Source organism: Rhodococcus sp. ZPP (assembly GCF_017656075.1).
In the GTDB taxonomy this organism is placed as follows: domain Bacteria; phylum Actinomycetota; class Actinomycetes; order Mycobacteriales; family Mycobacteriaceae; genus Rhodococcus_F; species Rhodococcus_F oxybenzonivorans.
Genome location: NZ_CP058638.1, coordinates 6,234,482 through 6,256,538, shown reverse-complemented (window position 1 = coordinate 6,256,538; position 22,057 = coordinate 6,234,482). Strand labels below are relative to the sequence as shown.

The 22,057-nt window shown below is 66.5% G+C and carries 18 protein-coding genes; 6 read left to right on the top strand and 12 right to left on the bottom strand.

Annotated elements, in window-relative coordinates:
• Window positions 1-4 precede the first annotated feature (4 nt).
• The 5 genes from HYG77_RS28800 to HYG77_RS28780 all read right to left on the bottom strand — a co-directional run bounded on the left by HYG77_RS28800 (window position 5) and on the right by HYG77_RS28780 (window position 6,404).
• Window positions 5-1,015 (bottom strand): 3-isopropylmalate dehydrogenase, encoded by a 1,011-nt coding sequence (locus HYG77_RS28800; RefSeq protein WP_109331032.1) that lies wholly within the window; start codon window positions 1,013-1,015, stop codon window positions 5-7.
• Between the two features lie 73 nt (window positions 1,016-1,088).
• A complete protein-coding gene (gene serA / locus HYG77_RS28795) occupies window positions 1,089-2,684 on the bottom strand; it encodes a phosphoglycerate dehydrogenase (protein ID WP_109331034.1) in 1,596 nt (531 codons plus the stop codon).
• A gap of 224 nt (window positions 2,685-2,908) precedes the next feature.
• Window positions 2,909-3,910: a ketol-acid reductoisomerase gene (gene ilvC / locus HYG77_RS28790; RefSeq protein ID WP_172652251.1), complete on the bottom strand. Its 1,002-nt coding sequence runs from the start codon at window positions 3,908-3,910 to the stop codon at window positions 2,909-2,911.
• A gap of 50 nt (window positions 3,911-3,960) precedes the next feature.
• A complete protein-coding gene (ilvN, locus tag HYG77_RS28785; protein WP_109331036.1) occupies window positions 3,961-4,464 on the bottom strand; it encodes an acetolactate synthase small subunit in 504 nt (167 codons plus the stop codon).
• Window positions 4,461-6,404, bottom strand: a complete 1,944-nt coding sequence (locus tag HYG77_RS28780) for an acetolactate synthase large subunit (protein WP_109331038.1) — start codon at window positions 6,402-6,404, stop codon at window positions 4,461-4,463. The genes ilvN and HYG77_RS28780 overlap by 4 nt, the downstream gene beginning before the upstream one ends.
• Before the next feature lie 266 nt (window positions 6,405-6,670).
• Here HYG77_RS28780 and HYG77_RS28775 point away from each other — a divergent pair, with 266 nt between their 5' ends.
• The 3 genes from HYG77_RS28775 to HYG77_RS28765 all read left to right on the top strand — a co-directional run bounded on the left by HYG77_RS28775 (window position 6,671) and on the right by HYG77_RS28765 (window position 10,909).
• Entirely contained in the window at window positions 6,671-7,162 is a 492-nt protein-coding gene (locus tag HYG77_RS28775; RefSeq protein ID WP_208963553.1) for a PH domain-containing protein, read from the top strand.
• A gap of 52 nt (window positions 7,163-7,214) precedes the next feature.
• Window positions 7,215-9,059 carry a dihydroxy-acid dehydratase gene (gene ilvD / locus HYG77_RS28770; RefSeq protein ID WP_208961318.1) on the top strand — a complete coding sequence of 615 codons (1,845 nt, stop codon included), beginning with the start codon at window positions 7,215-7,217 and terminating at the stop codon, window positions 9,057-9,059.
• 314 nt (window positions 9,060-9,373) lie between these two features.
• A complete protein-coding gene (locus HYG77_RS28765) occupies window positions 9,374-10,909 on the top strand; it encodes an amino acid permease (protein WP_109331044.1) in 1,536 nt (511 codons plus the stop codon).
• Window positions 10,910-10,984: 75 nt separating this feature from the next.
• Here HYG77_RS28765 and HYG77_RS28760 read toward each other — a convergent pair whose 3' ends face one another.
• Window positions 10,985-11,848: a DoxX family protein gene (locus HYG77_RS28760; protein ID WP_109331046.1), complete on the bottom strand. Its 864-nt coding sequence runs from the start codon at window positions 11,846-11,848 to the stop codon at window positions 10,985-10,987.
• Window positions 11,849-11,946: 98 nt separating this feature from the next.
• On the opposite strand from HYG77_RS28760, the gene HYG77_RS28755 reads away from it, so the two are divergent.
• Window positions 11,947-13,101 carry a PQQ-dependent sugar dehydrogenase gene (locus HYG77_RS28755; RefSeq protein WP_109331047.1) on the top strand — a complete coding sequence of 385 codons (1,155 nt, stop codon included), beginning with the start codon at window positions 11,947-11,949 and terminating at the stop codon, window positions 13,099-13,101.
• A 141-nt stretch (window positions 13,102-13,242) separates the two neighbouring features.
• On the opposite strand, the gene gatB is transcribed toward HYG77_RS28755, so the two are convergent.
• The 4 genes from gatB to HYG77_RS28735 all read right to left on the bottom strand — a co-directional run bounded on the left by gatB (window position 13,243) and on the right by HYG77_RS28735 (window position 17,803).
• Window positions 13,243-14,754 (bottom strand): Asp-tRNA(Asn)/Glu-tRNA(Gln) amidotransferase subunit GatB, encoded by a 1,512-nt coding sequence (gatB, locus tag HYG77_RS28750; RefSeq protein WP_208961317.1) that lies wholly within the window; start codon window positions 14,752-14,754, stop codon window positions 13,243-13,245.
• A gap of 42 nt (window positions 14,755-14,796) precedes the next feature.
• Window positions 14,797-15,828: an ATP-dependent 6-phosphofructokinase gene (locus tag HYG77_RS28745; RefSeq protein ID WP_109331051.1), complete on the bottom strand. Its 1,032-nt coding sequence runs from the start codon at window positions 15,826-15,828 to the stop codon at window positions 14,797-14,799.
• 132 nt (window positions 15,829-15,960) lie between these two features.
• Window positions 15,961-16,623 (bottom strand): response regulator transcription factor, encoded by a 663-nt coding sequence (locus HYG77_RS28740; RefSeq protein ID WP_109331053.1) that lies wholly within the window; start codon window positions 16,621-16,623, stop codon window positions 15,961-15,963.
• Between the two features lie 10 nt (window positions 16,624-16,633).
• The gene (locus HYG77_RS28735) at window positions 16,634-17,803 is read right to left on the bottom strand and encodes a histidine kinase (protein WP_109331055.1); all 1,170 of its coding nucleotides are present in this window, start codon (window positions 17,801-17,803) and stop codon (window positions 16,634-16,636) included.
• Window positions 17,804-17,968: 165 nt separating this feature from the next.
• Here HYG77_RS28735 and HYG77_RS28730 point away from each other — a divergent pair, with 165 nt between their 5' ends.
• Both HYG77_RS28730 and HYG77_RS28725 read left to right on the top strand, forming a co-directional pair.
• The gene (locus HYG77_RS28730) at window positions 17,969-18,610 is read left to right on the top strand and encodes a hypothetical protein (RefSeq protein WP_208961316.1); all 642 of its coding nucleotides are present in this window, start codon (window positions 17,969-17,971) and stop codon (window positions 18,608-18,610) included.
• A complete protein-coding gene (locus HYG77_RS28725) occupies window positions 18,607-20,064 on the top strand; it encodes an alpha/beta-hydrolase family protein (RefSeq protein WP_208961315.1) in 1,458 nt (485 codons plus the stop codon). The genes HYG77_RS28730 and HYG77_RS28725 overlap by 4 nt, the downstream gene beginning before the upstream one ends.
• Here HYG77_RS28725 and gatA read toward each other — a convergent pair.
• Together gatA and gatC are read right to left on the bottom strand one after the other, a co-directional pair.
• Window positions 20,038-21,534, bottom strand: coding sequence for an Asp-tRNA(Asn)/Glu-tRNA(Gln) amidotransferase subunit GatA (gene gatA, locus HYG77_RS28720; RefSeq protein WP_109331059.1), 1,497 nt, complete (start codon window positions 21,532-21,534; stop codon window positions 20,038-20,040). The two genes, HYG77_RS28725 and gatA, sit on opposite strands and share 27 nt — an antisense overlap.
• Entirely contained in the window at window positions 21,531-21,830 is a 300-nt protein-coding gene (gene gatC, locus HYG77_RS28715; protein ID WP_109331061.1) for an Asp-tRNA(Asn)/Glu-tRNA(Gln) amidotransferase subunit GatC, read from the bottom strand. The genes gatA and gatC overlap by 4 nt, the downstream gene beginning before the upstream one ends.
• Window positions 21,831-22,057 lie beyond the last annotated feature (227 nt).

Genomic DNA, 22,057 nt, shown 5'->3' with positions numbered 1-22,057 from the left:
GTTTCTAGAGCGCTGCGGCAATCCGGTCGCCCACCTCTGCGGTCACGACCGCAGCGTCACCCCGCGAAGCCAGATCCGCTTCGACAGCGGTCTCGATACGGACGGCATCCTCGTCACGCCCGAGATGGCGCAGCAGCAGGGCCGCAGACAAGATGGCCGCGGTGGGGTCGGCGATGCCACGGCCGGCGATGTCCGGGGCACTACCGTGAACCGGTTCGAACATCGAGGGATTGGTGCCGGACGCATCGATGTTGCCCGACGCCGCCAGACCGATACCACCGGTCACCGCACCCGCGAGATCGGTGATGATGTCACCGAACAGGTTGTCGGTGACGATGACATCGAAGCGCGACGGATCGGTCACCATGTAAATGGTGGCCGCGTCGATGTGGCAGTACGCCGTCTCGACGTCCGGGTACTCGGCCGAGACGGTCTCGACCGCACGGGTCCAGATTGCACCGGCGTTGGAGAGCACGTTCGTCTTGTGGATCAGGGTGACGTGTTTGCGTCGAGTCTGCGCGAGCGCGAAGGCGTAGCGCACCACCCGCTCCGCGCCGAACCACGTATTGACCGACACCTCGGTGGCAATCTCGTGGGGAGTACCGACTCGGATTGCGCCACCGTTACCCGTGTACGGACCCTCGGTCCCCTCGCGCACCACCACGAAGTCGATGTCCGGTTGTGCCGCGAGCGGCGACTTCGTTCCCGGATAGAGCTGGGAGGGACGGAGATTCACGTGGTGGTCGAGCGCGAACCGCATGGTGAGCAGGAGTCCTCGCTCGAGGATGCCCGGTGTCACGGACGGGTCGCCGATGGCACCCAGCAGGATCGCGTCGTGGGTGCGGATCGCCGCCAGATCAGCGTCCGGCAGAAGTTCACCGGTGGCGTTGTATCGACGGGCGCCGAGGTCGTACTCGGTGGTTTCCAGGTCGGGTACGAGCTTCCGCAGCACCTTCAGCGCCTCGGCAGTGACCTCGACACCGATTCCGTCACCGGGAATGACCGCAAGCTTCATGAACGCCTCACTTCATCAGAGAACTGTGCGCGTGTTCCGGCACGAGGTACCGGAACACGCGCACGAAAGGATTTCAGGCCAGGTCGACGAGTTCGATCTTGGTGGCGCCCACTGCGGTGGAGATCGCGTCACGCACGTCGGCAGGAACCTCGCGGTCGACCCTCAGGAGAATGGTGGCACCCTCACCCTCGGCGTCCTGGCTGAGCTGTGCGGCCTGGATATCGATGCCGGCGTTGCCCAGCTGGGTGCCGATCTTACCGAGCGCACCCGGCTGGTCGGTGTAGTTGATCACCAGGTTCAGGCCTTCGGCGCGCAGTTCGAAGTTGCGTCCGTTGATGTTGACGATCTTCTCGACCTGCTGAGGACCGGTCAGGGTACCCGACACGCTGATGACGCTGCCGTCACCGAAGACGCCGCGAAGGTCGACGACACTCCGGTGGTTGGGGCTCTCGGCGGCCTTGGTGACCTCGGCCGTCACGCCACGCTCTTCCGCGAGGGCAGGCGCGTTGACGAACGTCACGGCGTCCTCGATCACCGCCGAGAACACGCCACGCAGAGCCGACAGTGCCAGCACCTCGACGTCCTCGGAGGCGAGCTCGCCGCGCACATCGACGGACAGATTGACGGGGACCTCGCCCGACAGCGCCCCGAGGAGCACACCCTGCTTGCGAACGATTTCGAGCCACGGGGCGACTTCCTCACCCACGGCGCCACCGGACACGTTGACGGCGTCGGGAACGAAATCGCCTGCAAGAGCCAGCAATACGGACTTCGCGACATCGGTGCCGGCGCGGTCCTGAGCCTCACTCGTGGAGGCGCCGAGGTGCGGCGTCACGACGACCTCGGGAAGGTCGAACAACGGGCTGTCCGTGCAGGGCTCGGTCTCGAACACGTCGAGGCCCGCAGCACGCACGTGACCCGACTTGATGGCCTCGGCCAGCGCCGCCTCGTCGATCAGGCCACCGCGGGCGGCGTTGACGATGACGACACCCTTCTTGGTCTTGGCCAGGTTTTCCGTACCGATCAGGCCCTTGGTCTCCGGAGTCTTGGGAAGGTGGACCGAGATCAGATCGGCGCGCTGCAGCAACTCGTCGAGCGAAACCAGCTCGATGCCCAACTGGGCGGCACGGGCCGCGGACACGTAGGGGTCGTAGGCGACGACGTGCGTCTCGAACGCCGCAAGACGCTGAGCGAAGAGCTGACCGATCCGGCCGAGCCCGACGACGCCGACGGTCTTGCCGAAGATTTCGACACCGTTGAACTTGCTGCGCTTCCACTCACGGTCACGCAGGGTGGAATCGGCTGCGGGGATCTGGCGGGCCGCGGCGAGCATCAGCGCGACAGCGTGCTCGGCTGCAGTGTGAATATTGGACGTCGGCGCGTTGACCACCATGACACCGCGCTCGGTGGCGGCCGGGACGTCGACGTTGTCGAGCCCGACACCGGCGCGGGCGACGATCTTCAGCTTGGTACCGGCGGCGAGCACCTCGGCGTCGACGGTGGTGGCGGAGCGGACGAGGATCGCATCGGCCTCGGGCACCGCCGCGAGCAGGGCCGGGCGATCAGGTCCATCGACCCAACGCACCTCCACACCGTCGCCCAATGCCTCGACGGTGGACGGCGCGAGCTTGTCGGCGATCAGAACAACAGGACGGCCTGGCTGGCTCACGTGCAAACTCCCTGATTAGGTGGGTGTGGAGGTGTTTTAACCACACACAGCTTAGTCCGCCCTCACCGGGAATCCGCATCCCGGTAGGCAATACCACATAGTGGACGCCCGCGACACCGGAAACGGTCCGATACGACGCCGGCCCAACGCCACACCCGGGTGCTCTGTCGAGACCGAGGTGACATTGGGCCGGCGTCGTGCGCGCAACGGTAAAGCGATGAAACCTAAGCGGTTTCGGTGATCGGCCGGTCGACCCAGCTCATCAGGTCGCGCAGCTTCTTGCCGGTGACCTCGATCGGGTGCTCGGCGTTGGCCTTGCGCAGGCCCTCGAGCTCGGTGTTGCCGTTCTCGACATTCGCGACGAGGCGGCGGGTGAACTCACCGGACTGGATGTCGGCGAGGATCGCCTTCATGCGCTCCTTGGTGCCGGCGTCGATGACGCGCGGGCCGGAGAGGTAGCCGCCGAACTCCGCGGTGTCGGACACCGAGTAGTTCATGCGGGCGATGCCGCCCTCGTACATGAGGTCGACGATGAGCTTGAGCTCGTGCAGCACCTCGAAGTACGCCATCTCGGGCGCGTAGCCGGCCTCGACCATGACCTCGAAACCGGTCTTGACCAGTTCCTCGGTGCCGCCGCAGAGCACTGCCTGCTCGCCGAAGAGGTCAGTCTCGGTCTCTTCCTTGAACGTGGTCTTGATGACGCCGGCCCGGGTGCCGCCGATGGCCTTGGCGTAGGACAGCGCGAGCGCCTGGCCCTCACCCTTGGGGTCCTGGTCGATCGCGATGAGCGCGGGAACACCCTTGCCGTCGACGAACTGACGGCGAACCAGGTGGCCGGGTCCCTTCGGGGCGACCATGCCGACCGTGACGAACTCCGGGGCCTTGATCAGGTCGAAGTGAATGTTGAGGCCGTGTCCGAAGAACAGCGCGTCGCCGTCCTTCAGGTTGGGCTCGATGTCGTTCGTGAAGATCGACGCCTGAGCGGTGTCGGGTGCGAGCACCATGATCACGTCGGCCCACTCGGACACCTCGGCCGGCGTGCCGACCGTCAGGCCCTGCTCCTCGGCCTTGGCGCGCGACTTCGAGCCTTCCTTCAGACCGATGCGGACATCGACGCCCGAATCGCGCAGGCTCAGCGAGTGCGCGTGGCCCTGGCTTCCGTATCCGATCACAGCGACCTTACGGCCCTGGATGATCGACAGATCGGCATCGTCGTCGTAGAACATCTCGACTGCCACAGTTCAACCTCTTTCTTGGAATTTGCGTATCTAAAGTACTAGCGAGTGGCCGTGATGGACTTCGGCCCCCGTCCCACGGCCACGACCCCGGACTGCACGATCTCCCGGATGCCGTACGGATCGAGCATCCGCAACAATGCATCCAGCTTGGATCGCGTTCCTGTCGCCTCGATCGTGACCGACTCCGGGGAGACGTCGATCACCTTGGCGCGGAACAGATTCACTGTCTCGATCACCTGAGTGCGCACGCTGGCGTCGGCACGCACCTTGATGAGCAGCAACTCGCGGGCGACGGAGGCGTCACCGTCCTGCTCGACGATCTTGATGACGTTGATCAGCTTGTTGAGCTGCTTCGTCACCTGCTCGAGCGGGAACTCGTCGACGGTCACGACGATGGTCATACGCGAGATCTCGGGGATCTCGGTGCCGCCGACGGCGAGCGACTCGATGTTGAATCCACGACGGGAGAACAGCGCGGCCACCCTGGCCAGCACGCCCGGCTTGTCCTCGACGAGAACACTGAGGGTGTGGCTGGTGCTCACTGATCTTCCTTCCCGGCCGCTGTGGCCGCGCCCGAACGCTGTTCGCGTTCCATGGCCTCGTGAATGACTGCGGGCTCCGCCGCGGCCTCGTCGTCGTCGAACAGCGGGCGGATGCCCCGAGCCGCCATGATCTCGTCGTTGCTGGTGCCCGCTGCGACCATGGGCCACACCTGGGCGTCGGCGCCGACGATGAAGTCGATCACCACCGGCCGGTCGTTGATGGACTGCGCCTCACGGATCGCCGCCTCGACGTCCTCCTCGCGCTCGACCCGGATTCCGTGACACCCCAACGCTTCTGCGAGCTTGACGAAGTCGGGGATGCGGATCGCACCGTGCGTACCGAGGTTGGTGTTGGAGTAGCGCTCGTCATAGAAGAGCGTCTGCCACTGGCGAACCATGCCGAGGTTGCCGTTGTTGATGAGCGCAACCTTGATCGGGATGCCCTCGAGCGCGCACGTCGCAAGTTCCTGATTGGTCATCTGGAAGCAGCCGTCGCCGTCGATGGCCCACACCTCGGTGTCCGGCTTGCCCATCTTCGCGCCCATGGCGGCAGGCACGGCGTAGCCCATCGTGCCGAGCCCGCCGGAGTTCAGCCACGTACGGGGCTTCTCGTAGTTGACGAACTGCGCAGCCCACATCTGGTGCTGTCCGACTCCGGCGCAGTAGATCGCGTCGGGACCGGCGAGCTTGCCGACCGCCTGGATGACGAACTCGGGAGACAACGCGCCGTCCGAGGGGCGGTCGTAGCTGAGCGGGTACGTCCGTCGGATCCCGTCGAGATACGCCCACCACTCGGTGAGGTCGAGAGTCGTCCCGGTCGCCCGGTCCGCCTTGATGGCCTCGATCAGCTCGACGATGACCTCTTTGCAGTCGCCCACGATCGGAACGTCCGCGTACCGGTTCTTCCCGATCTCGGCCGGGTCGATGTCGGCGTGGATGACCTTGGCGTCGGGCGCGAACGAGTCGAGCTGACCGGTGACGCGGTCGTCGAACCGCGCGCCCAGGGTGATCAGCAGATCACTGCGCTGCAAGGCGGCCACGGCCGCGACTGTGCCGTGCATGCCGGGCATGCCGCAGTTCAGGGTGTGACTGTCCGGGAACGCACCGCGCGCCATGAGGGTGGTGACCACCGGGATACCGGTCAGCTCGGCGAGCTCGAGCAGTTCGGGTGAGGACTCCGACTTGATCACACCGCCACCGACATACAGCACCGGCTGCTTGGAGTCGGCGATCAGGCGCGCTGCCTCACGGACCTGCTTGCCGTGCGGCTTGGTGACGGGACGGTAGCCGGGCAACCGCATCTCCGGCGGCCACGAGAACGTCGTCTGCGCCTGCAGGACGTCCTTCGGGATGTCGACGAGTACCGCACCGGGGCGCCCACTCGACGCGAGATAGAAGGCTTCCGCGATGATCCGCGGGATGTCGACGCCGTCGGTGATGAGGAAGTTGTGCTTGGTGATCGGCATCGTGATGCCGGAGATGTCGGCTTCCTGAAAGGCGTCGGTTCCGATCAGGCTGCGGCCCACCTGGCCGGTGATCGCCACGACCGGAACAGAGTCCATCTGAGCGTCCGCCAGTGGCGTGACCAGGTTGGTGGCACCCGGGCCGGACGTCGCCATGCAGACACCGACCTTGCCGGTCGCCTGGGCGTACCCGGTGGCGGCATGGCCTGCACCCTGCTCATGACGAACGAGGACGTGCCGGACCTTCTTCGAGTCGAAGAGAGGGTCGTAGACAGGCAGAACCGCACCACCCGGAATACCGAATACAGTGTCGACCTCGAGCTCCTCGAGGGCTCGGACCACGGACTGGGCGCCGCTGACCCGCTCTGGGGCGAGTTGGCGGCGGCTACCGGTCTGCGTCGCGGCGGCCGCGGTCGTAGGGCTGGCAGCCCCCGACTTGCGCGGCGTGGGTTGAGGCCGTGCGGTTGGTGCGCTCACTGGGAAATCCTCTGATTCTGGCTCCGGGCAACAAAAAACCCCCGTCAGCGAATGCTGTACGAGGGTGGCGCGTCGTTTCTGGCGAGTTGAAGAAATCGACTCAGGCGACGACGCGCCGGCCGATTACGAGCAACTCATTCTGTTTCACGCGCTCGACGGTAGGCGCGCTAATGGTGAACAGTCAACTTGGTGAGTCGGCCGTCCCAGAATGTGAGATACGTCGGCTGCGGTGCGAAGATGTAGAGGTGTCAACTCCGCAGCAGCCCGTGCCACCAGAGTCATCATCCCACACGACTGACATCCCCAAGCAGGTCATCCGAATTTCGCCACTCGCCTATATCGGATGCGCCTTTCTGCTCTTCGCCGTCTCGTTCCCCATCTTCGGTTGGCCGGCCGCCTTCGGGTGGCTCGTCGTGGCCCCGATCCTCGCCGCGGCGTGGGTCGCCCGGGTTCGGACCACCGTCACACCCGAGGGACTTCACGTGCGAAGACTGGTCGGCGGGCGGGCCCTCTCGTGGTCGGAGATCACCGGATTCCGCTTCCCGAAACGCGGCTGGGCGCGCGCCACGTTGACCGACGGCGGCGAGGTGGCTCTCCCTGTCGTCACCTTCGATCGTCTTCCCCAGCTCGCCGCGGCGAGCGGTGGACGGATCCCGGACCCCTACGCGGCGGCCGCGGCGGACGCGGAGCAGGCGCCAGACCCGACCTCCGACGGTGAAGACCCGGACAAGAACCAGCCGCGCACTGACGGCGGATAACGCGCGAGTAGCGTTGATCAGTACTTCCGTACGCTGACTAAGGAATACGCTCATGCCCCCGCTGAGGTCCCGAACCACCACCGCAGGACGAAATGCCGCCGGCGCCCGCGCGCTGTGGCGTGCCACCGGAATGACCGACTCCGACTTCGGTAAGCCGATCGTCGCGATTGCGAACTCCTACACCCAGTTCGTCCCCGGGCACGTCCATCTCAAGAACGTGGGTGACATCGTCGCCGACGCCGTGCGCGCTGCCGGTGGGGTACCTCGCGAGTTCCACACGATCGCCGTCGACGACGGAATCGCCATGGGACACGGCGGCATGCTCTACTCCCTCCCCAGCAGGGAAATCATCGCCGACTCCGTCGAGTACATGGTCAACGCCCACACCGCCGACGCACTCGTGTGCATCTCGAACTGCGACAAGATCACTCCGGGCATGCTCAATGCCGCACTGCGGCTGAACGTTCCCACGGTCTTCGTCTCGGGTGGGCCCATGGAAGCCGGCAAGGCGGTGGTCGTGAACGGTGTGGCCCAGGCTCCGACCGACCTCATCACCGCCATCTCGGCGAGCGCGAGCGACGAGGTCGACGACGAAGGGCTCGCCGAGGTCGAGCGCAGTGCCTGCCCGACCTGTGGGTCCTGTTCGGGCATGTTCACCGCCAACTCGATGAACTGCCTCACCGAGGCACTCGGACTCGCGTTGCCCGGCAACGGTTCCACACTGGCCACCCACGAGGCCCGGCGCGCGCTCTTCACCCGCGCGGGCACCACCGTCGTCGAAGCAGCCCTGCGCTATTACAAGGAGGACGACGAGTCGGTCCTGCCGCGCAACATCGCGACGCCCGCCGCGTTCCGCAATGCGATGGCCCTCGATGTCGCGATGGGTGGTTCCACCAACACGGTGCTGCACACCCTCGCCGCCGCCCAGGAGGGCGAGGTGTACGACTTCGATCTCGACAAGATCGACGAGATCAGCCGCAAGGTGCCGTGCCTGTCCAAGGTTTCACCCAACTCGGACTACCACATGGAAGACGTGCACCGAGCGGGTGGAATTCCCGCGATTCTCGGAGAACTCCGCCGGGCCGGGCTGCTCGAAAGCGACGTCTCGACCGTGCACACCAAGAGCTTCGACGAGTGGCTCGACACGTGGGACATCCGGTCGGGCAAGGCTTCCGACGAGGCCGTCGAGCTCTTCCATGCCGCACCCGGTGGTGTCCGCACCACCGAGCCGTTCTCGACGAACAACCGCTGGTCGTCACTCGACACGGACGCCGCGAACGGCTGCATCCGCGACTTCGAGCACAAGCACACGGTCGAGGGCGGTCTGGCCGTGCTCCGCGGCAACATCGCCGTCGACGGCGCGGTCATCAAGACGGCGGGAATCGACGAAGACCTGTTCCACTTCCAGGGGCCCGCGCGCGTCGTGGAGTCGCAGGAAGAGGCGGTGTCGGTGATCCTCGGTAAGAAGATTCAGCCCGGTGAGGTCCTCGTCGTGCGCTACGAGGGTCCCGCCGGCGGGCCGGGCATGCAGGAGATGCTGCACCCCACGGCATTCCTCAAGGGTTCCGGCCTCGGGAAGAAGTGCGCGCTGATCACCGACGGCCGGTTCTCCGGTGGTTCCTCCGGACTGTCCATCGGCCACATCTCCCCCGAGGCCGCCAGCGGCGGCGCCATCGGCCTCGTGGAGGACGGCGATCAGATCCTCATCGACATCGCGACCCGCACGCTGAAGCTCCTCGTCGACGACGAGGTGCTCGCCGAGCGCCGGGCGAAGATGGAGTCGTCCGAACGTCCGTGGCAGCCGGTGAACCGCGAACGCACGGTCACTACCGCACTGCGCGCCTACGCGGCGTTGGCGACCTCCGCCGACAAGGGAGCGGTGCGCCAGGTCCCCTGACCGACGATCTATTCGGGTGCACGATGCCGGGCACCGCTGCGGAGCTTCCTTCGCCGCGGTGCCCGGTTTCTTTCTGCCTCGGCGAGAGCCGATCCGCCGTGACGTGACCGCAATCACGAGGTAGTCAACTCGCTCAGAGCCTGAGCCGCTCGCACGACCTCCACTGACCATTCTGATCAGTTACCGGCCCGCTCCTTGCACACGGCGCTCAGTAGTGGTTCCCTCAGTTGGCCGATGAGACCTACATCACATCGGCGCACAGCCACCATCCTCCGGCCCACGAGGCCACCGGGAACACAACCTAGGAGCGACACATGCCAGGAGTCGGCATATGGCGAACGAAATCCGTCGAGCAATCGATCGCGGACACCGACGAGCCTGACACTCGGCTGCGGAGGGAATTGACCGCCAAGGATCTCACCGTCTTCGGCGTGGCTGTCGTGATCGGTGCCGGCATCTTCACGCTCACGGCCCGCACCGCAGGCAACGTCGCCGGGCCGTCCATCTCGCTCGCTTTCGTACTCGCCGCCATCGCGTGCGGGCTCGCCGCGCTGTGTTACGCCGAGTTCGCGTCCACCGTTCCGGTGGCCGGAAGCGCATACACCTTCTCGTACGCCACCTTCGGCGAATTCGTCGCCTGGATCATCGGCTGGGACCTCATCCTCGAATTTGCGCTCGCGTCGGCCGTGGTGGGCAAAGGCTGGTCGCTGTATCTGGGCAACGCGCTCGGCTTCAGCGGCGCCACCACAGCGCATCTCGGGCCGATCGACTTCGACTGGGGTGCGCTGATCATCGTCGGCGCCATCACCGCCGTGCTCGCCATCGGCACCAAGGTCTCCTCCCGCGTCTCTGCGATCATCACGGCCATCAAGATCGCCGTCGTTCTTCTCGTCATCGCGGTGGGCGTCTTCTACATCAAGAAGGAGAACTACGCGCCCTACATTCCGCCCGCCGAGGGTGCGTCGAGTACTGCGCAGGGCGTGCACCAGACCCTGTTCTCCTTCCTCACCGGCGCCGACGGCAGCAGTTACGGCTGGTACGGCCTGCTCGCCGCGGCCAGCCTCGTGTTCTTCGCCTTCATCGGGTTCGATGTCGTCGCCACCACTGCCGAGGAAACCAAGAACCCGCAGAAGGCTCTGCCCCGCGGCATCCTGGGCTCCCTTGCCATCGTCACCGTCCTCTACGTCGCCGTTACCCTCGTCCTCACCGGCATGGTCAAGTACACCGATCTGAAGACCGGGAGTCCGCTGGTCGGTGACAGCAGTGCCACTCTCGCCACCGCTTTCGAGGCACACGGCATCACCTGGGCGCAGACGGCCATCAACTTCGGCGGCCTCGCCGGCCTGACCACAGTGGTCATGGTCATGATGCTCGGACAGACCCGAGTGCTCTTCGCGATGTCTCGGGACGGATTGATGCCACGCGGGCTTGCCAAGACGGGCACCAAGGGGACGCCCGTTCGGATCACCCTGATCGTCGGGGCGGTCGTGGCTTTCCTCGCCGCGTTCTTCCCCATGGGCACGCTGGAAGAGATGGTGAACATCGGCACGCTGTTCGCGTTCGTGCTGGTATGCATCGGTGTGATCATTCTTCGCCGCACGCGGCCCGACCTGCCGCGTGGTTTCCGCGTCCCGCTGGTTCCGCTGGTTCCGATCCTCGCCGTCGCCGCCTGCGGATGGCTGATGCTCAATCTCTCGGTGGAGACGTGGATCCGGTTCGTCGGGTGGATGGCACTCGGTGTGCTGATCTACTTCGCCTACGGCCGGCGCAAGTCCGTCCTGGGCCGGCGTCTCGCCGCCGAGGCGGAGCCGCCGGAAGAGGAGAAGCTCCCCGAGTTCGCCCAGAACTGATTCGCACAGAACTGACCTGAGAGACACGACTCCGCCGCACCTCCATGAGGAGGTGCGGCGGAGTCGCCTGCGAAGTCAGATGAGCGGGTTGGCCCCGTTGAGAAAGATCCAGGTGCAGACGCCGGCAGCGACACCCAGGATCAGCGCGACGAACGAACCGATGAACGGACGGGTCGCCCAACCCCGGCGACCGTCGAGAGAGATACGACCGGGCCCGGTGAGAATGATGACTCCGGCGCACACACCGAGCAGGGTCTCGTACTCGGTTCCCGCAGGCGCGAAGTACTCGAGGCCCGGTTCCGCCGTCTGGCGGAACGCCCACGCGTTGATCATGACCGCGAGAACCGAAGCAGCGGCCAGTGGCGTCACCAGTCCGAGGATCAGCAACGCCCCACCGGCGACCTCACCGACAGCGCCCAGGATCGCAAGGAGCTTCGCCTGCTGGAATCCGGAGTTCGCCAGCATCTCCTCGAACCCGTCGAGACCCGGGCCGTTCCATATCCCCGTCAACTTCTGCAGTCCGTGCACCAGAGCCGTGCCGCCCACTGCCAGGCGCAGTGCGAGCAACCCGAGGTCCAGGGTTCCGCGACCGATTTTCACGTCACCGTCGCCCGCCGTCCCGACCGCGGTCGTACCCGGCGATGCGGCCGCTGCGGCGGAAGTGCCGCCGAGAACCTCCGTCGGCTGATCCGATCCGAACGACCCCGAGTCCCGGTAGGCGGGGATCTGCTCGGTCGGCAGACCCGCGCCCCGCGCGTCGCCGAAATCCAGTTCGTCGTCGGTGTGCGGAAGCGTGCGTCCCCCGGAACCCGCCGCCGGCGTGGCCGTCGGAAAACGCTCCGTCGGAGAGTCGTACGGGCTGGAGACCTTACCGTAGTCCGGTGAGGCGCCGTGGTCCGAGGCACCGGGGTCCGGCGACTCGCTGGGATCTTTCCGCATGTCAGTCACACCGTCCAGGGTAGGTCGGCGCAGGGAACATCGCGGGGAAGCAGGTGCGGCGTGGCGGTGACGCCGCACCCTTCCGTAACGTTTCACTCATGATGGTGGGTGGGCTGAGCCGCAGGACGACCGGCAGATCGACATGGATGGTGTCCGTGCTGTGTGTCACCGCGTTGCTCGCAGCAGGCTGTGCGAAGTTCGACGATTCGGCGTCCTCACCGTTCAGCCCCGAACCTTCCGAGGCGTCGGGTGCCGAGGTAGAGCCCGAGAGTCCGCCTCCGTCCACCACCACACCCCCACCGCCCAGCGGGCCGCTCGGACCGTGCCAGGATCCGGACCCCAGTGTGATCGCCACCTGTCTCGACACCACGGGCGGGCTCGTCGTCCTTCCCGACGCAGCCACCGCGCTGGTCGCAGAACGACGCACCGGACGCATCCTCGAGGTCGCGCAGGGCCGCCAGCCCAGAGAGATAGCGCACATCGACGTCGACGCCAGTTCCGACGGCGGACTTCTCGATATCGCCCTGTCACCGAGCTTCGTCGAGGACAACTTGATCTACGCCTACATCTCGACTCCCACCGACAACCGGGTGGTGCGCGTGGCACCGGGCGATACGGCCAAGGAAGTGCTCGGCGGGATACCACGGGGGAATGTCGGCAATGCCGGTTCACTCGAATTCTCCGGCGACGACCTCATGGTGCTCACCGGAAACGCCGGCAACCCGGCCGCCGCGTCCGATCCCGCCTCTCTCGCGGGCAAGCTGTTGAAGGTGACCGCGCTGACACCCGCCCCGACCCCCGCACAGCCTCGCCCGCAGGTCGTCCTGTCCGGCATCGGGACCGCCGGTGGGGTGTGCGTCGACCCCGGTGTGGCGGTCTGGGTCACCGACCGCACCCCCCTCGAGGATCGCCTGCAGCGCGTGAGTGCAGACGGTGCCGTGTCCTCCCCGGTGTGGACGTGGCCGGAGCGCCCCGGAGTGGGCGGCTGCGTGGCCGCGCAGGATGTCGTCGCGGTGTCGCTGAGCACGGCCAAGGCGATGTCGGCGCTCGCCGCCGACCCGAGCACCGGAGCGGTCACCACTGCCCCGGGCGTCATCGTCCAGGACCGGTACGGCCAGCTCGGTGGGGCCGCCCTCGGGCCGGACGGGCTGATCTGGGTCAGCACGGTGAACAAGACAGCCGGTCAGCCCGGCCCCAACGACGACCGTGTGATCAAGATGCCGTTGCCCTCAGGCGGCGGCGGGTTCGACTGATCGGCTCCGCTCCGCCCCGCGTGCACCCCTGCACACATGCACGAACGGGACGTTCGTTCGGTTGAACCGAACGAACGTCCCGTTCGTGCACCGGCGGGGTGTGGCTGACTCGCCCGCGGAGACCAGCGCAACAGTAAGGGTCTAGCTGCACGCCTCGATGACGAGTTCCTTGACGCGTGCGGGATCTGCCTGACCCCGCGTCGCCTTCATCACGTCGCCGACGATCTTGCCTGCAGCGGCCACCTTTCCGCCGCGAATCTTGTCGGCGATATCAGGGTTGGCTGCCAAGGCCTCGTCGACGGCCGCCTTCAACTTGGTGTCGTCCCGCTCGACCACGAATTCCGGATGGTTTGCGACAACCTGCTTGGGGTCGCCCTCGCCGTCGAGGACGCGGTCGACCACCTGGCGCGCCACCTTGTTGTTCAGTGTGCCGTTGTCGATGAGCGCGACCACCTCGGCCACCTGCGCCGGGGTGATCGGCAGGGCCGTCAACTCCACGCCGCGGGTGTTGGCCTGCTGGGCGAGGTACGACACCCACCACGACCGTGCGGCTTCCGGGGAGGCTCCGGCCTCGGCCGTGGCGATCACGAGGTCGAGGGCACCTGCGTTCACGAGGTCGCGCATCACCTCGTCGGAAACACCCCAGTCGGCCTGGATCCGGGCCCGACGGACCCACGGCAACTCCGGCAGTGTGCCGCGGAGTTCCTCGATCCATTCGGCGCTGGGAGCTACGGGCTCGAGGTCGGGTTCCGGGAAATAGCGGTAGTCCTCGGCGGTCTCCTTGCGCCTGCCCGGCGAGGTGGTGCCGTCCGCCTCCTGGAAGTGGCGTGTTTCCTGGATCACCGCACCCCCCGACTCCAGCACGGCGGCCTGACGGCGCATCTCGTACCGGACCGCCACCTCGACGCTCTTGAGGGAGTTGACGTTCTTCGTCTCGGTCCGGGTTCCCAGTTCGGTAGCACCGATCGGCATCAGCGACACGTTGGAGTCGCAGCGCATCGAGCCCTGGTCCATGCGCACGTCCGACACCTTCAGCGACTTCAGCAGATCACGCAGAGCGGTGACGTAGGCGCGGGCCACCTCGGGCGCTCGCGCACCGGCACCGCTGATGGTCTTGGTCACGATCTCGACCAGCGGCACGCCCGCCCTGTTGTAGTCGAGCAGCGAGTGGCTTGCTCCGTGGATACGGCCGGTCGCGCCACCGACGTGCAGCGACTTCCCCGTGTCCTCTTCCATGTGTGCACGCTCGATCTCGACGCGCCAGGTGGTGCCGTCGTCGAGAACGACGTCGAGGTAACCGTCGGTGGCGATCGGCTCGTCGTATTGCGAGATCTGATAGTTCTTCGGCTGGTCCGGGTAGAAATAGTTCTTCCGCGCGAAACGGCCCCACGGCGTGATCGAGCAGTTCAGCGCCAGACCGATCCGGATCGCGGACTCCACCGCCGCCTCGTTGACCACCGGCAACGACCCCGGCAGGCCCAGGCACACCGGGCATACCTGCGTGTTCGGCTCCGCACCGAACTCGGTGGGACACGGGCAGAACATCTTGGTGTTGGTGCCGAGCTCTACGTGCACCTCCATGCCGAGAACAGGCTCGTACTTGGCGAGCACATCGTCGTAGTCGAGGAGGGCCGGCGCGTCGACAGCAGTCATGCAGAAGAGTTTATGCGCCTGCTCGTGTGCCGAAAAACGCGGTCAGCCGAAAAAGGCGGCTGCCTCGTCGTACCGCTCGCGCGGCACGGTCTTGAGGTGACGGGTGGCGTCGGTGAGCGCCACCAATTCGATCGACGTGCCATGCAGGGCGACCATCTGCCCGAAGTCTCCGCGGTGGACCGCGTCCGTGGCGTGCACCCCGAAGCGGGTGGCGAGTACCCGGTCGTACGGGGTGGGAGTGCCGCCCCGCTGCACGTGCCCGAGAACCGTTGTCCGTACTTCCTTGCCGATGCGGCGCTCGATCTCGGCGCCGAGCTGCTGCGCGACACCGGTGAATCGTTTGTGCCCGAACTCGTCGATGCCGCCTTCGCGCAGCGTCATCGACTCGGGGGTGGGTGCCGCACCCTCGGCGACGACACAGATGAAGTGGGAGTCGCCCCGCTGGAACCGCTTCTTCACCATGTCGCACACCTCAGCGACGTCGAACGGCACCTCGGGAACGAGGGTGAGGTGAGCGCCCGTCGCCAGACCCGAGTGCAGCGCGATCCAGCCGGCGTGTCTGCCCATCACCTCCACCAGCATGACCCGTTGGTGCGACTCTGCCGTGGTGTGCAACCGGTCGATCGCATCCGTCGCGATGGACAGCGCGGTGTCGAAGCCGAACGTCACGTCGGTGCAGTCGATGTCGTTGTCGATGGTCTTCGGAACCCCGATGACCGGGACACCGCTTTCTGCCAACCATCCTGCGGCAGTGAGCGTTCCCTCACCTCCGATCGGAATGAGGGCGTCGATCCCGTTGTCGTCGAGGGTCTGCCGGATCTGGTCCAGTCCGGCTTTCAATTTGTCCGGGTTCACCCGGGCCGTTCCGAGGATCGTGCCGCCGCGGGTGAGGATGCGGTCGATCCGGTCGTCGTTGGACAACGGAACCTTGCGATCCTCGAGCAGGCCGCGCCACCCGTCCCGGAATCCGACCACCGAGCTGCGGTACCGACCGTCGGCAGTGCGCACCACCGCCCTGATCACCGCATTGAGTCCGGGGCAGTCGCCGCCGCCGGTCAGGATCCCGATCCGCATCCAAGCACCCCTCGTTCTCCCGTTGCGGCGCCGCGCCCCGGAGGGACGGCATCTCGTGTGGTGATGGTGGTTCTCCTTATCCATCTTGCCGCTCCGGCGCCGTGAGAGCACCTCGGACCGCCGGGTTCTTTTTCAGCCCGGTGTGACGAGGCCACTCTCGTAGGCGAGTACCACGGCCTGTGCGCGGTCGCGGAGATCGAGCTTGGACAGCACCTTTCCGACGTGCGTCTTGACGGTCTGCTCGGCGACGAACAGGCGGTCGGCTATCTCGGTGTTGGACATCCCGCGGGCGATGAGTTCGAGAACCTCCCGCTCGCGCGGGGTCAGCGCCGACAGCGCAGCGGGTTTACGACGGGTAGTGCTGCGGCGGCTGGTCACGTCGGCGATGAGACGCCTGGTGACGGTCGGCGCCAGAAGTGCCTCCCCATCGGCGACGACGCGGACCGCACGAACCAGTTCTTCGGCGGGCGCATCTTTGAGCATGAAACCGCTGGCTCCGATGCTGAGTGCTTCGTAGACATAGTCGTCGACGTCGAAGGTGGTGAGCATCAGCACACGCACCGGGGGGTCGAATCCGGCCGACAGGATCAGGCGCGCCGCATCGAGGCCGTTCATCTCCGGCATCCGGACATCCATGAGCACCACGTCGGGACGCAGACGTTTGACCTCGGTCACCGCCACCGCCCCGTCCGGTGCGTCGCCGATCACGCTGATGTCGGGCTGTGAGGAGAGGAGGGCGCCGAAGCCCTGACGGACCATGGCTTGATCGTCTGCGATGAACACGGTGATGGCCACGCCCGTCAGCCTAGGCTGACGCGGCCGCAAACTCGGCGTGCACCTCGAATCCACCGTTGTCGTGCATCCGGGTGGTGAGCACTCCCCCGACGGCCTGCGCACGCTCGCGCATGCCGATGATTCCGTTGCCTCCGGTGGATTCGTGCCTGGTCAGCGCGGATGCGAGACTCCGTTTCGCCGGACCGTTGACCACGGCAAGCGACACGATCGGAGATTGGTACGTGATCTTCACCTCGACCGCCGCACCCGATGCGTGCCGCGCGGTATTGGCCAGTGACTCCTGCAGGATGCGATACATCACCAATCCGACCGACTCGGACACGAGTGTCTGATCACCGGACACAGTCCAGGTGACCGGAATCCCGGCCCGCCGACTGCCCTCGAGCAACTCTCCGATCTGGTCCACCCCCGGCTGCGGGGCGTGCTCGGCGAGCTGGCCGTCGCTCCGCAAGACGCCGAGCAGTCCGCGCACCTCGTTCAGTGCGGCGCGCCCGGCGGCGCCGATCGACTCGAATTCCGCGCGGGTCTCGGCCGACACGTTCGCGATGCGGTAGGGAGCGCTCTGCGCCTGCACGACGACCATCGACATGTGATGTGCGACAACGTCATGCAGGTCGCGGGCGATGCGCGCCTTCTCCTCGAGAATCGTGCGACGGGTGCGTTCGAGCTCGCTCAACTCCTCCTGCCGGGCGAGTTGCCTGCGGGAGAGCACGAGCCAGCGGATCAGCAGGCCGAAGACGACGATCGCCGTGAGCCCGACGGCCCAGCCGCGGCCGTTGGTGCCGGGAGTGTCGGCAAGGAAGAGGAGCACCGTCGAGATCCACGCGACACCGACCACGGGAATCGCCGCCCGCATACTCACAGCCGCCAGGAGTGCGAGGATCACCAGGATATGGACTACCTGCCAGGGATAGTCGTAACCCTCCTGCAGTCCGAAGACTCGCGGAATGACCAGAGCCGACACTGCAGAGACAGCCCACCCGAGTGCAGGGTTGGCGCGGATCAGAACGAAGGGGAACGCTGCGAGCGCCGCAACGAACGGCTGAATCGGTGGGCTGACCTGGTGCGTCAATTGCAGTGTCGGCCACGCGACAGCGAAGAGAATCGCTGTGACCGAGACAATTGCCACGTTGAGCCACTGACCTCGAGCAACGCTCCGGATTCGCGTCTTCTTGTCCACACGTCGAGCGTAGGAGCTGCCTTCGCAGCGCGTCCTCACTCCGCGGGCCGAGGTACTTCTAGTACCGAGGTATGAGATTTCAGCCGACTGGTCCTCCGAAGCCAGGAATCGAACCGGACTCCGGTGTGATGTGGCTGCGTAACGCTTGTTCATACCGTCGTCCTCATGCGAACGACGGGGACACGGAGAACTACGTGGGCAGCGGTGGCCTGTGCCGCAACGGCACTTCTGACCACAACCGGGTTTTCCGGCACCGGGACCGCGGGCACACCCCGGGCGGAGAACACCGCCGCATCGGACGCGGTACGCACGCTCACCTCCGCCGAGGAGTTCGGCGAAGCGTCCATCCCCGAGGACTTCGAATCCGTCATGGGGTACACACCCCAGCGCGTCGAGGGAATGCTCGCCGACCCGGACGGCGACTGCTCGTCCCCGGTTCCGCTGCCGGTCGAATTCGTTGCGTCGTGCAAGGCCCACGACCTCGGATACGACCTCCTCCGTTACGCCTCCCGGTCCGGGAACGACCTCGAGCCGTGGGCCCGACAGAGCCTGGACGCACAGCTCGATCGACGCATGCACGCGGCCTGTGACACGCGCGTCGACGAACGGGCCCGCGCATCCTGCTCCGTCATGGCGAACATCGCGGCCACTGCCGTCACGGGAAACAGCTGGCGCCAGGGATATTCCGCGCCCGTCACGGAGTCCGGAGTCAAGTACGGGCTCGCAGGCGGTCTCGGTGTGACGCTTCTCGCGGGCGCCGTCTGGTCCCTCCGCCGCCGTCCGGAACCCGAGGGAGCCGTCGCATGAGCACGACCATCGTTTTGAGCACCCGACCTCCCGGGGACTACGGCAGCCCGGTACCGGCATCTGCGCTGCGCCGGGCCCTCGCCACGACGATTCCGGTATCGGCACTTCCTCGGGCGTCCTCCACGATCGTCGTCACTCTCTGCGTACTCGCCTCTCTCACACCGTCATTGCTCCCTCGAAGCGCCCTGACGCAGGCCCTGTTCACCGGGGTCCTCGCTGCGACGGGGCTCGGGATGCTCGTCCTCGCTCGTCGGCTGCGACAGGTGCTCACCCGCTCCTCCGGCTCCCGGGTACCACGGGAATCCGTTCGACTCCTCGCCTTGCTCGGCGCGATGGTCACCACCACCTGGGCGATGGTCGCGGCCGATCACTGGCAGGACTCCCTCCGACAGGTGATGGGGATGAGCAGCGTCGGCCCGGGCCACTGGATGCAGGTACTCCTCGGAGCCGTAACGACCTTCGTGGTCGTGGTCGTCGCCGGTGCGACCGTCTCCTCGGTGGCCCACCGTCTCGGCTGGATCGGCAGTGCTACGACGGCCGTCGTTCTCGCGACCGGTCTGCAACTGGTCGCCGGGCCCGCGGTATGGGAGATGATGTCGCGTTCCTACAGCGATTCCAATGACGTGGTCGACGTCTCGCTGCAGCGTCCAATGTCCGCCGCACGAGCGGGGAGCTCCGAGTCCGTCGTCAGCTGGGAGTCGCTCGGGCGGCAGGGACGTCGCTTCGTGGCGGCCGGTGAACAGTCCGGGAGTATCCGCACCTACGTCGGGATGAACTCGGCACCGGACGTGAAGTCCCGTGCGGCGCTGGCAGTCTCGGAACTCAAGAGGGCCGGTGGATTCGCCCGCTCGGCCATCGTCGTCACCGTCCCCACCGGCTCCGGCTGGATCGACGAGAACGCGGCGGAAGGATTCGAGGACCGCTTCGACGACGACGTCGCGATAGTCGGGCTCCAATATTCCTACGCACCGAGTTGGATCACCTTCGTCTTCGGCCGTTCGGCGGCCGACGAATCGGCGGCAGCCTTGTTCGATGCGGTCGCCGATCGCATCACGGCACTACCCGATGCGATCCGTCCCGCTCTCTACGTCTACGGTCAGAGCCTCGGATCCGTCGGCGGGAGCGCGCAATTCGCCGACGCGGCAGACCTCGGTCGGCGAGCATGCGGGGCGCTGTGGGCCGGACCGCCCGCCGGGTCCGTGATGACCGACGGCGCAACGGTTCTGGCCAACACGTCCGATCCCGTCGTGTGGTGGTCACCCGACCTGATCCTGCGCCGGCCCGATCTGTCACGGGCCGTGGCCGATGCTCCTGTCCCACAGTGGATTCCCGGCCTGACGTTCCTCCAGGCGAGCGTCGACCTGCTGTCGGCGCTGAATTTCCCCGCCGGGCACGGGCATCGCTACGGGAAGGAACAGGGCACCGCCCTACCCGACTGCGACCTCACTCGGTGATTCGAGGGGACCACGAGCAGCTTCGAACGCCGCACCCACCCGGTAGAGCCGCTCGTCGGCCAGCGCCGGCGCCATGATCTGCAACCCGACCGGGAGACCGTCGTCCGCCGACAGCCCGGACGGAACGGACATGGCGCAGTGGCCCGCGAGATTGGTAGGCAGGGTGCACAGGTCCGACAGATACATCGCGAGTGGATCGCCGACCTTCTCCCCCAGCTTCCAGGCCGTGAACGGACTGGTGGGCGACACGAGGACATCGACCTTCTCATAGGCCCTGTCGAAGTCGCGGGAGATGAGAGTCCGGACCTTGAGCGCCTGGCCGTAGTACGCGTCGTAGTACCCCGCCGAGAGTGCGTAGGTACCGATCATGATGCGACGCTTGACCTCCGGGCCGAAGCCCGCGGCACGGGTAGCTGCCATCACCTGATCCGCGCTCATGTCACCCTCGTCGATCCGCAGTCCGTAACGCATGGCATCGAACCGGGCGAGATTGGAGGACACCTCACTCGGGAGGATCAGGTAGTACGCCGCGAGCGCGTATTCGAAGTTGGGACACGACACTTCGACGACCTCGGCACCCAGTTCGGTGAGCTGTGCCACGGCAGCGTCGAACGAGGACAGGACGCCGGGCTGGTAGCTGTCGGAGTGCAGTTCCTTGACTACGCCGACCTTCACACCCCGCAGGTTGCCGCCCGCGCCCTCCCGCGCCGCGGCGACCACCGGGCGGACCGGCGCATCGATGGAGGTGGAGTCGCGCGGATCGTGCCCGGCGATCACCTCGTGCAGCAGGGCGGTGTCGAGAACTGTGCGACCACAGGGCCCACCCTGGTCCAGCGACGACGCACAGGCGACCAGGCCGAAACGGGACACCGTGCCGTAGGTCGGCTTGGTGCCCACCGTCGCGGTGAGGGCGGCGGGCTGACGGATCGATCCACCGGTGTCGGTACCGATCGCGAGCGGAGCCTGCCGGGATGCGAGCGCCGCGGCGCTGCCGCCACCCGAGCCACCCGGGACGCGTGTTGTGTCCCACGGGTTGCGGGTGGGGCCGTACGCGGAGTTCTCGGTGGACGAGCCCATGGCGAACTCGTCGAGGTTGGTCTTGCCGAGGATCGGGATTCCGGCGGCGCGGAGCTTGCTCGTGAGAGTCGCGTCGTAGGGGGCCACCCAGTTCTCGAGGACCTTCGAGGCACACGTGGTGGGCATGTCGGTGGTCGTGAAGATGTCTTTGAGCGCCAACGGAACTCCCGCCAACGGCGAAACAGGAGCCTCACCGGCCGTGAGTGCGCCGTCCACCTCCTTCGCCGAAACGAGGGCCTGCTCCCCCGCAACGTGCAGGAAGGCTCCGAGTCCGCCGTCGACCTCCGCGATGCGGTCGAGATGTGCCTGGGTGACCTCGACGGACGACACCTCACGGCTGTGAATCTTCGACGCCAGTTCTGCCGCGTCGAGTGTGGTCAGTTCGGCGCTCATTCGCCCTCTCCGAGAATCTGCGGGACGGCGAAGCGATCCTGTTCGACAGCGGGCGCGCCGGACAGCGCCTGCTCCGGGGTGAGCCCGGGAACGATCACATCCGGACGGGTCACGTTGGTGACCGCGTTCGGGTTCGCCATCGGCTGGACGTCTTCTGCGGGAACCTCGGTGACCACCTTCACGTGGCTGAGAATCGAGTCCAGCTGACCCGCGAACTCGTCGAGTTCGGCGTCGGTCAGGGCGAGTCGAGACAGCCGCGCGAGGTGCGCGACCTCGTCACGGGAGATGGCAGGCACCGCGGGGCCCCTTTCAGGTCGGACGTACACAATGTCCTTCCCAGCCTAGAGCGTGGCCGGATCAGCCGTGCAGCCAGCGCCGCTTCCCGACGGTCGGGAAGGGTGGGGAACCACGAAGACCACGACCGGTGTGGTGGTGACGGGCCCAGGTTTCGAGTCGACATGTTTCGCGAATGAGGCGATTCGGTATCGGGGGTGTCAACTAATCGAGCGCGACCAGCAACTCC